Source organism: Methylobacterium sp. WL7, from assembly GCF_008040085.1.
Taxonomy (GTDB): Bacteria; Pseudomonadota; Alphaproteobacteria; order Rhizobiales; family Beijerinckiaceae; genus Methylobacterium; species Methylobacterium mesophilicum.
The window spans coordinates 1-6,440 of record NZ_VRVG01000200.1 but is presented as its reverse complement, the minus strand read 5'-3'; the positions used below and the strand labels follow the sequence as shown (position 1 = coordinate 6,440).

General features: G+C 70.8%; 10 protein-coding genes. 5 read left to right on the top strand and 5 right to left on the bottom strand.

What is annotated here, in order from left to right:
- Positions 1 to 175 precede the first annotated feature (175 nt).
- Together FV233_RS27655 and FV233_RS27650 are read left to right on the top strand one after the other, a co-directional pair.
- Positions 176 to 463, top strand: a complete 288-nt coding sequence (locus FV233_RS27655; RefSeq protein ID WP_147899439.1) for a BrnT family toxin — start codon at positions 176 to 178, stop codon at positions 461 to 463.
- Positions 450 to 794: a BrnA antitoxin family protein gene (locus FV233_RS27650; protein ID WP_147857069.1), complete on the top strand. Its 345-nt coding sequence runs from the start codon at positions 450 to 452 to the stop codon at positions 792 to 794. The genes FV233_RS27655 and FV233_RS27650 overlap by 14 nt, the downstream gene beginning before the upstream one ends.
- A 12-nt stretch (positions 795 to 806) precedes the next feature.
- Here FV233_RS27650 and FV233_RS27645 read toward each other — a convergent pair whose 3' ends face one another.
- Positions 807 to 1,037, bottom strand: a complete 231-nt coding sequence (locus FV233_RS27645; protein WP_147857070.1) for a hypothetical protein — start codon at positions 1,035 to 1,037, stop codon at positions 807 to 809.
- Between the two features lie 14 nt (positions 1,038 to 1,051).
- Positions 1,052 to 1,348 (bottom strand): succinate dehydrogenase assembly factor 2, encoded by a 297-nt coding sequence (locus FV233_RS27640; RefSeq protein ID WP_147857071.1) that lies wholly within the window; start codon positions 1,346 to 1,348, stop codon positions 1,052 to 1,054.
- Positions 1,349 to 1,552: 204 nt separating this feature from the next.
- Here FV233_RS27640 and FV233_RS27635 point away from each other — a divergent pair, with 204 nt between their 5' ends.
- The 3 genes from FV233_RS27635 to FV233_RS27625 all read left to right on the top strand — a co-directional run bounded on the left by FV233_RS27635 (position 1,553) and on the right by FV233_RS27625 (position 3,485).
- Positions 1,553 to 2,530: a quinone oxidoreductase gene (locus FV233_RS27635; protein WP_147857072.1), complete on the top strand. Its 978-nt coding sequence runs from the start codon at positions 1,553 to 1,555 to the stop codon at positions 2,528 to 2,530.
- The gene (pncA, locus tag FV233_RS27630) at positions 2,527 to 3,153 is read left to right on the top strand and encodes a bifunctional nicotinamidase/pyrazinamidase (protein ID WP_147899438.1); all 627 of its coding nucleotides are present in this window, start codon (positions 2,527 to 2,529) and stop codon (positions 3,151 to 3,153) included. The genes FV233_RS27635 and pncA overlap by 4 nt, the downstream gene beginning before the upstream one ends.
- A 131-nt stretch (positions 3,154 to 3,284) precedes the next feature.
- Entirely contained in the window at positions 3,285 to 3,485 is a 201-nt protein-coding gene (locus tag FV233_RS27625) for a hypothetical protein (RefSeq protein WP_147899437.1), read from the top strand.
- A gap of 54 nt (positions 3,486 to 3,539) precedes the next feature.
- Here FV233_RS27625 and FV233_RS27620 read toward each other — a convergent pair whose 3' ends face one another.
- From FV233_RS27620 to rimO, 3 genes are all read right to left on the bottom strand, one after another.
- Positions 3,540 to 3,773, bottom strand: coding sequence for a hypothetical protein (locus FV233_RS27620; protein ID WP_147899436.1), 234 nt, complete (start codon positions 3,771 to 3,773; stop codon positions 3,540 to 3,542).
- A gap of 138 nt (positions 3,774 to 3,911) precedes the next feature.
- A complete protein-coding gene (gene dinB, locus FV233_RS27615) occupies positions 3,912 to 4,994 on the bottom strand; it encodes a DNA polymerase IV (protein ID WP_147899435.1) in 1,083 nt (360 codons plus the stop codon).
- A 117-nt stretch (positions 4,995 to 5,111) separates the two neighbouring features.
- Entirely contained in the window at positions 5,112 to 6,407 is a 1,296-nt protein-coding gene (gene rimO / locus FV233_RS27610) for a 30S ribosomal protein S12 methylthiotransferase RimO (protein WP_147899440.1), read from the bottom strand.
- Positions 6,408 to 6,440 lie beyond the last annotated feature (33 nt).

The following is a 6,440-nucleotide window of genomic DNA, read 5'->3' as shown; positions in this document are numbered from 1 at the left end:
GCTTCGGGGAGGACTTCGGCTGGGGCTTGGCCATCGGGTCTTTCGCGGGGAGTCCCGCCGGGCACAGGGAGGGCTGACGCGGGCCGGCGTTAGCCCATTGAGCCGTCGTGATAAAGCGTTTCGGCGGCGGCGTTCGAGTGGCTGACGGTGCCCTATTTGGTGGCTACGCTCCAGCATGGAACGCGTGTTTAGCTGCGATTCGGGGAAGCGTGCGCTCCTGCTGGAGGCGCGGCACTTCGACCTGTTGGATATGGCCGAGGTTTTCGCCGACGATGCACGGCTCGACCTGCTGGACGATCGCCGTGATTACGGCGAGGAACGCCGCGTGACCATCGGCCAGGCGCTGGGCGGCATTTTCACTGTCGTCTTCACTGTCGTCTACACTATGCGCGGACCGGTTACGTGGCTCATCACCGCTTGGCCCGCGAACAGGAAGGAGCGCGCACGCTATGGCGAACGCTGATGCGATCACGTTCATGAGCCTGGCGGATGGAACGCTGCTGCAACGCCATCCCGATGGCGCGTTCCGGCCCGTGGTTGCCGAGAGCGACCGCGCCAAGCTCGCGGCTCTTACAGAGGACGAGGTCGAGCGCATGAGCGCGACTGACCTAGACCACCCCGGCCTCGACGATGCCTTCTGGGAACGTGCGGCCTCGCCCCCCACTCAGGAAGCCGTATCGATCAAGCTCGACAGCGACGTCCTGCAATACTTCCGAAAAGCCGGCCGCGGCTACCAAGCCCGGATCAACGCCGTGCTGCGGAACCACATGCGGGCGGCCGGGAAGGGGCGCTAAGCCCCCTCGACTTCACGCGTCAGCCCCGACGATCTCCGCCAGCGCCGCCTCGACCCGGCCGCGGAAGAAGTCGGCGTTGGGCATGGTCTCGGTCATCGCGGCGGCCCGACTGGTCGCCTGCCGCAGGATCTCCGCGCGCAGCGCCGGGTCGTCGCGCTCCATCATCTCCAGCATGATGCGCACCACGAGTTCGGTCGCGATCGACCGGGCGGGGTGGTCGTAGGGGGGCTTGGGCTCGTCCATCGCGCGCTTTCGTGTCAGGAATGGATCGGTGCGTCGTGCCGGTGGAACGCCCGCACCCGGCGCCAGACCGCGGTGTCGTAGTTCGACGGCGTCTCGGCCTCGCCGGTGAGCCACTTGAACAGGTCGCGGTCCGGCACCTCGATCAGCGCCTCGAACTCGGTGAGTTCCGACTCCGACAGGGTGCCGATCTCGGCGTCGGCGAAGCGGCCCATGATCAGGTCCATCTCGCGGATGCCCCGGTGCCAGGACTGGAACAGAAGGCGGCGGCGGCGCGGGTCGAGGTCGGCGCTGGTGCGGGTGGTGCCGGACATTTTTTGGGACTTCCGGTCGGAGGGTGGTCGGCCTCAAGATAGGCGGCGCGGGGCGCCGGATCCAGGATCCGGGTTTCAGATCGGGCCGCAACCGCCGGGCGAACGGCAAAAAGCGATTGCCTCCCGCGGGTGCTCCGTTATCTCGAGTCCGCGATGTCCCGGCGCAACGGGGCCGGCGCAACGGGGCTTGAGCGGAGTACGACGATGCCGAAGGCGATCCGGGTCTACGAGTACGGCGGCCCCGAGGTGATGAAGTTCGAGGACGTGCCCCTGTCCGAGCCGGGCCCCGGGCAGATCCGGGTCAAGCAGGCCGCCATCGGCGTCAACTTCATCGACATCTACTTCCGCACCGGCGCCTACAAGTCGCCGCACCTGCCCTACACCCCCGGCAAGGAGGGCGCCGGCACCGTCACGGCGGTGGGCGAGGGGGTCTCGAACATCAAGCCCGGCGACCGGGTGGCCTACGGCTCGGTGCCGGACGGCTGCTACGCCGAGGAGGCGGTGATCCCGGCCGCGGCGGCGGTTCCGATCCCCGACGGCGTCGACGAGACAACCGCCGCCGCCATGATGCTCAAGGGCCTGACCGCCGAGTACCTGCTCCACCGGACCTACGCGGTGAAGCCCGGCGACACGATCCTGTGGCACGCGGCCGCCGGCGGCGTCGGCCTGATCGCCTGCCAATGGGCCAAGCACCTCGGCGCCACCGTGATCGGAACCGCCGGCAGCCCCGAGAAGGCGGCGCTGGCCAAGCAGAACGGCTGCGACCACGTCATCCTGTACCGCGAGGAGGACGTCGCCAAGCGGGTGCGCGAGATCACCGGCGGCAAGGGCGTGCCGGTGGTCTATGACGGCGTCGGGCAGGCGACCCTGATGGGCTCGCTCGACAGCCTCGCGCCGATGGGCCTGCTGGCGAGCTTCGGCTCGGCCTCCGGTCCGATCACCGGCCTCGACCTCGGCCTGCTCGCCCCGCGCGGCTCGCTCTACGTCACGCGGCCGACGCTGGCGACGTTCTCGTCGAACCGCGCCACCCTGGAGGAGGCGGCCGCCCGCCTGTTCAAGGCGGTCGGGGACGGCGCCGTGAAGATCGCCGTCAACGCCACCTACCCGCTCGCCGAGGCGCAGACCGTGCACCGGGACCTGGCCGGACGCGAGACCACCGGCTCGATCGTGATGCTGCCGTGACACCCGGCGCCGCCGACCTGCTCCTCGTCATCGACGTGCAGGTCGACTTCCTGCCGGGCGGGGCCCTCCCCGTCCGGGACGGCGACGCGGTGGTCGCGCCGATCAACGCGCTCCAGCACCGCTTCCGCCACGTGGTGCTGATGCAGGACTGGCATCCGGCCGACCACGTCTCCTTCGCCGACAGCCATCCCGGGCGGGCCCCGTTCGAGACCGTGGCGCTGCCCTACGGCCCGCAGGTGCTGTGGCCCCGGCACTGCGTCCAGGGCAGCCCGGGCGCGGGCTTCGCGCCGGGGCTGGCCACCGACCGGGCGAGCCTGGTGGTCCGCAAGGGCCTGGACCCCCGGGTCGACAGCTACTCGGCGTTCCTGGAGGCCGACCGCATCACCCGCACCGGGCTTGCCGGCGCGCTGGCGGAACGCGGCATCACCCGCGTCGTCCTGTGCGGCCTCGCGACCGATTTCTGCGTGCTCTGGAGCGCGCTGGATGCCCGCGATGCGGGCTTCGAGGTCCGGGTGGTGGAGGATGCCGTGCGCGGGATCGACGTGGACGGCTCCCTCGCCCAGGCCTGGGCCCGGATGGAGGCGGCCGGCGTGCGCCGGATCGGGTCGGCCGAGATCGCGTAGCGCGTCACCCGGCGGCCGGCTGTCGGCGCGCGGGGGATCGAGAGGGGATCGGGAGGCGAACCGCCGCACGGCGCCCGCGCCACCGCCCCCGTCCCGACGCGTTGGACCGGCACCAGCCAAGAGGAGCCAGCATGTCAGGCAAGCACCCGAAGACCGATACGCCCACGGACGCCGACCTCAAGGGCAATCCCGGGATCGGCACCTCGAAGGGGATGAGCGGCGCCGACCCGGAAGATCTCGAGGCGGATTCGACCTTCGAGGGCGACGTCGAGAACGAGACCAAGCCGGACGGCGGCATCGATCCGAACCACCGCCCGCGCAAGAACGCCTGATCCGAGACGCCTGATCCGAGACGCCCGGGCCTGCCCGGCCCGGGCTTCTCGACGTCAGCGGGCGCGGGCCGGGACCTTCGGCCGCTGCGGCGCGGCGGTCCCATCGGTGAGGAAGCCGGCGCCCGGGCCGCCCGAGGACACGTAGAGCTGCGGCGGGCTCGCGGTGTAGCCCCGCAGCAGGATCGCGTTGGCGGCCCCGAAGGACGCCGTGCTGTCGGCGCGGGCGGCACCCACCGGGACGCCGAGCAGCAGGGCGGCGGCCAGGGCCAGGGAGATCGGCTTCGTCATTGGGGCGGGACCTTCGGTTCGTGGGGTGGCGGGCAACGCCGGCCCCACCGGATCGCTCCTATCTGTGGTTGATGAGTCGCACCTGACGTGTGGCGCCGCACAGCCCTCGCGCGAGCACCATGGACCGGCCCAGGCGGATCAGAGCCCGAGCCCGAGCTGCAGCGGCTCCTCCTTCTCCCCCTGCTCGAACCCCGAGAGCGCGATCCCGATCAGCCGCGCGCTGCGCCGGAGGGGGAACAGGCCGGAGAGCAGGTCCAGCCCGATCCGCTCCAGGGCGGCCCGGTCGGCCACCGGGGCGGGGAGGGACTTCGCCCGAGTGACCTGGGCGAAGTCCGAGAACTTGAGCTTCAGGGTCACGGTCCGGGCGCGCATGCCCTTGGCCTCGGCCCCGCCCCAGACCTTGTCGAACAGGGGCGCGAGCCGCTCGGCCAGGGTGGCGAAGGCCGCCGTGTCCTCCGAGAAGGTGGTCTCCGCCCCGATCGACTTGCGCACCCGGTGGGCGCGGACCGGCCGCATGTCGAGTCCGCGGGCGACCGCGTGGTAATAGGCCCCGGCCGACCCGAATGTTTCGCGTAGGCGGTCCGGATCCCAGGCGCGCAAATCGGCCCCGGTCTCGATGCCGAGGCGCTTCATCTTCGCTTCGGTGACCGGCCCGACCCCGTGGAACCGGCCGATCGGCAGGGCGGCCACGAAATCCGGCCCCATGGACGGGGTGATCACGAACAGGGCGTCGGGCTTCCGGTAGTCGGAGGCGACCTTGGCCAGGAACTTGTTGTACGAGACCCCGGCCGAGGCGACGAGGCCGGTGCGTTCCAGGATCTCGGCCCGGATCGCCTTCGCGACGGCCGTCGCGGTGGGAAGTCCCAAAAGATTCTCGGTGACGTCGAGATAGGCCTCGTCCAGGGCGACCGGCTCGATCACCGGCGTGTGCCGGGCGAACACCGCCCGGATCTCCTCCGAGACCGCCCGGTAGACCTCGAAGCGCGGCTTCACGAACAGCAGGTCCGGGCAGAGCCGCCGGGCGGTGGCCGACGGCATGGCCGAGCGCACGCCGAACCGCCGCGCCTCGTAGCTCGCCGCCATCACCACGCCGCGCTCCCGGGAGCCGCCGACAGCGAGCGGCAGCCCGCGCAAGCCGGGATCGTCGCGCTGCTCCACGGAGGCGTAGAACGCGTCCATGTCGATATGGATGATCTTGCGGAGCGCGACCTCCGGATCCATCGCGGCCTCGGGGTCCGGGCTGAAGTTCCTGCTATGTTCCAGACATGCCAGACCGGACGCCCGGGTCAACCGATCCGATCCGACGACGCACAGGGGATCGCGTGCAATCCGGAAAAATCAGGTCACGCTGCCGTAGAGGTCGTAGGCGTCGGCCCGGTCGATCTTCACGGTGACGATGTCGCCGGAGCGCACCGGGCGCCGGAACGCGGCGTGGACGGTGCCGTCGATCTCGGGGGCGTCGGCCTTCGACCGGCCCTTGGCGATCCCGCCCTCGACGGAATCGACGATCATGGCCAGCCGCTTGCCGACCTTGGCCCGCTGGAGCCGGAGCGAGATCGCGTTCTGCGTCTCCATGAACCGGCGCTTGCGCTCGGCCTTCAGCTCCGGCGGCACGAGGTCGCCCAGGGCGTTGGCGGTGGCGCCGGCCACCGGCTCGTACTCGAAGCAGCCGACGCGCTCGAGCCTGGCCTCCTGCAGCCAGGCCAGCAGCTCCTCGAACTCGGCCTCGGTCTCGCCCGGGAAGCCGACGATGAAGGTCGAGCGGATCGCGAGGTCCGGGCAGGTCTGACGCCAGCTTCGGATCCGGTCGAGCTGGCGCTCCTGGTTGCCGGGCCGGCGCATCCGCTTGAGCACGGAGGGGCTGGCGTGTTGGAGCGGCATGTCGAGGTAGGGGAGCACCTTACCCTCGGCCATCAGCGGGATGACCTCGTCCACGTGCGGGTAGGGGTAGACGTAGTGCAGCCGCACCCAGGCCCCGAGCTCGCCGAGCTCCTTGGTCAGGTCGTAGAACTTCGCCCGCACGCTCCGGTCGCGCCACGGGCTCTCACTGTAGCGGATATCGACCCCGTAGGCGCTGGTATCCTGCGAGACGACCAGCAGCTCCTTCACGCCGGCCTTGACCAGCTTCTCGGCCTCCCGCAGCACGTCGCCGGCCGGGCGGCTGACGAGGTTCCCGCGCAAGCTCGGGATGATGCAGAAGCTGCAGCGGTTGCTGCACCCTTCCGAGATCTTCAGGTAGGCGTAGTGGCGCGGGGTGAGCTTGATCCCCTGCGGCGGCACCAGGTCGAGGAACGGGTCGTGGGCCGGGGGCACCGCCTCGTGGACCGCCGCCACCACGGATTCGTAGGCCTGCGGCCCGGTCACGGCGAGCAGGTCCGGGTATTTCGCGCGGATCTCTTCCGGCTGCGCGCCCATGCAGCCGGTGACGATCACCCGGCCGTTCTCGGCCATGGCCTCGCCGATCGCCGAGAGCGATTCCGCCTTGGCCGAATCGAGGAACCCGCAGGTGTTGACGATCACCACGTCCGCCCCGTCGTGGCGGCGGGCCAGCTCGTAGCCCTCGGCGCGCAGGTGCGTGAGGATCCGCTCGGAATCGACCAGCGCCTTGGGGCAGCCCAGCGACACGAACGAGATCTTCGGGGCGGCCCCGGGGACGGCGTCCCGGGG